Genomic DNA, 2,444 nt, shown 5'->3' with positions numbered 1-2,444 from the left:
GCACGCGGGAGACCGTCGTTACCGAAACCCCTGCTTTCGCAGCTACATCTTCGATTTTAGGCATAGATGCACACCTTAACTTTTTTAAGGCAATTATACACTTTTTTCATCGCATTTTCAGCCTCGAAAGCGTACGGGTATTTTATTTCAGGGCCCCTTCCGTAATTCCTTTAACGATCTGTTTTTGAAGAAAAAGATATAGAATCAGCACCGGTATAATCGTCATAACCAATCCTGCCATCAAGGGACCGTAATCAACGGAGTAAGACGAGAAAAAAGAAAACGTGGAGAGAGGCAGCGTTCTCTGTTCCGGCGACAGCAAAACCAGGCTGGGCAACAAATAATCGTTCCAGATCCAGAGCACATCCAAAACGATAAGCGTTACGAAGACCGGTCTCAGCAGCGGCAAAATAATCTGGAAAAACGTTCGCAGCCTTGAGCTCCCCTCGATAAAAGCCGATTCTTCCAATTCATAAGGAATCCCTTTGATGAACCCGTGGAACGTAAATACGCCAAACGGTACGCCAAACCCCAAATACATAAACAGCAAAGTTGTTTTCATATTCAACAGGTCCAGCTTTCCGTACAACATGACCAGCGGGATCATGATGACCTGGAACGGAAGCGCCATGGATGCCAGCATGATAAAGAACAGTATTGCGTTTAGCTTCCATTTGAAGCGAACGAACAAATAACCTGTCATCGACGAGAAAATAAGAATGATGAAAACGGCAACCGCCGTAATAACGAAAGAATTCAGAAACCCTTGCATAAAGTCCATATTTTTATACGCGCTGATATAGTTTCCGAAAAGCAGGGCTTTAGGGGGAGACAAAGGACTTTCCACAAATTGCTGCGTTTTTTTGAAAGAATTCATGACGACCAATAAAAAGGGAGTTAAAAATACAAATAAAAGAATATACAGCAATGCTGATTTGATTTGTGAGGTTGATTGTCGAGCACGGATCATGATTCGACCTCCAGTTTCTTCAGCAGGTAGGATTGAGTAAGCGCAAGCAAGGCTATTACGGCAAACAAGACAACCGCTTCGGCCTGACCCGTTCCAAATTGATTAGATAGAAATGCTTTTTGAACGATATGGTACGAGGCCATCTCGGTCGAATGGAACGGTCCGCCTTTGGTTAAAGCCAGATTTATATCATAAGCTAAAAATGACCGCGAAATGGAAATGAATATGCTTATGACGATTGCGGGAATCGAAAGCGGCAAAATGATTCTGCGAAGTATCGTAGCGTTGTTCGCCCCATCCATACTGGCGGCTTCCAATACGTCGTTAGGTACGCCCGAGAAGCCGGCTATATAAATGAGCATAAGATAACCGACCAATTGCCATGCCGTTGCAATGACAAGCGCCCAAAAGGCGGTATCCGTATCGGTCAACCAAGACGATTGAAACAAGGACCATCCGTATTTATTGCCCAGATACGGCAATACTTGAGAGAATAGAGTCTGCCATAAATAACCAAGTACGATTCCGCCGATCAAATTCGGTGTAAAAAATCCCGTTCGAAGCCATTTCTCCCCTTTCACACCTCTAGTCAACGCTAGCGCGATGAAGAAAGCCACGATATTGGAGATCAATACGGTACATAACGCATATTTGACGGTAAACCACAGTTGGGTGAGAAATACGCTGTCATGAAACACCTTGGAGTAATTAGCCAGACCAATGAATGTACTGCTGGTCATTCGTACGTCCCAATTCGTAAACGTCAAATATAATCCAACCAGAAACGGGATCAAGACAACAGCACCAAACGCAAAAATGGAAGGAGCCCCAAATAGCAAAAACATTCCTGCATTCCTTATAAATATGTTTTTCTTCATGATGCTGCACCCTTTACAACCAGTATTTTAACTGCCTTTAAGTAAAAGATGGGTATCAAAGGCGGAGCCTAGTCACCCATCTTCTACCTCTCAGCGAGGCAAGTCCTTATTTCCCGGAATATGATTTCCAATACATTTGAACTTCATCCGCGAGTCCCTTGCGATCGATCTTTCCTACCAAATATTTTTGCATAGACGCTCCCGTCTTCGACCACCAGTCTGTCGGAAGATAGTTGATCACTCCGATATTAATAACTTGTCCTTGATCTACATATTTGGTAACGGCATCGGATATCACATTCGTACCCTTTACCTTTACCTCCTTGTAAGGCATGGAGAGACCCATTTTATTAACGATCGCCGATTGCCCCTGCTCGCTTGTCACCATCCATTCGATGAACGCTTTGGCGGCATTTTGCTGCTCGGGAGTGGACCCCGATTTATCAATGGCCAACAACTTCGGTTCGCTGTAAGCTACTTGCGTATTGCCGTAGTCCGTCGGATTATTGCTAATCGGCACCGGAATCATGCCAAACTCTTTGTCTCGCCCTTCTAACGTTCCGATGACAGCCCAAGTCCAATCTCCCATAAAGTAG

At 44.4% G+C, this 2,444-nt stretch carries 4 protein-coding genes; all 4 read right to left on the bottom strand.

Going from position 1 to position 2,444, the window contains the following annotated elements; all coding sequences use genetic code 11:
* A partial coding sequence (locus QJ48_RS36505; protein ID WP_157261887.1) for a LacI family DNA-binding transcriptional regulator occupies positions 1–64 on the bottom strand: 64 nt, incomplete at its 3' end.
* Positions 65–142: 78 nt separating this feature from the next.
* Positions 143–781, bottom strand: coding sequence for a carbohydrate ABC transporter permease (locus QJ48_RS35005; RefSeq protein WP_337589653.1), 639 nt, complete (start codon positions 779–781; stop codon positions 143–145).
* Between the two features lie 185 nt (positions 782–966).
* Positions 967–1,848 carry a carbohydrate ABC transporter permease gene (locus tag QJ48_RS35000; protein WP_054977830.1) on the bottom strand — a complete coding sequence of 294 codons (882 nt, stop codon included), beginning with the start codon at positions 1,846–1,848 and terminating at the stop codon, positions 967–969.
* A 106-nt stretch (positions 1,849–1,954) separates the two neighbouring features.
* A partial coding sequence (locus QJ48_RS34995; RefSeq protein ID WP_157261886.1) for an extracellular solute-binding protein occupies positions 1,955–2,444 on the bottom strand: 490 nt, incomplete at its 5' end.

This window comes from Paenibacillus sp. A3, from assembly GCF_001399685.1.
Taxonomy (GTDB): Bacteria; Bacillota; Bacilli; order Paenibacillales; family NBRC-103111; genus Paenibacillus_G.
This window is presented reverse-complemented; position numbering and strand designations above follow the sequence as displayed.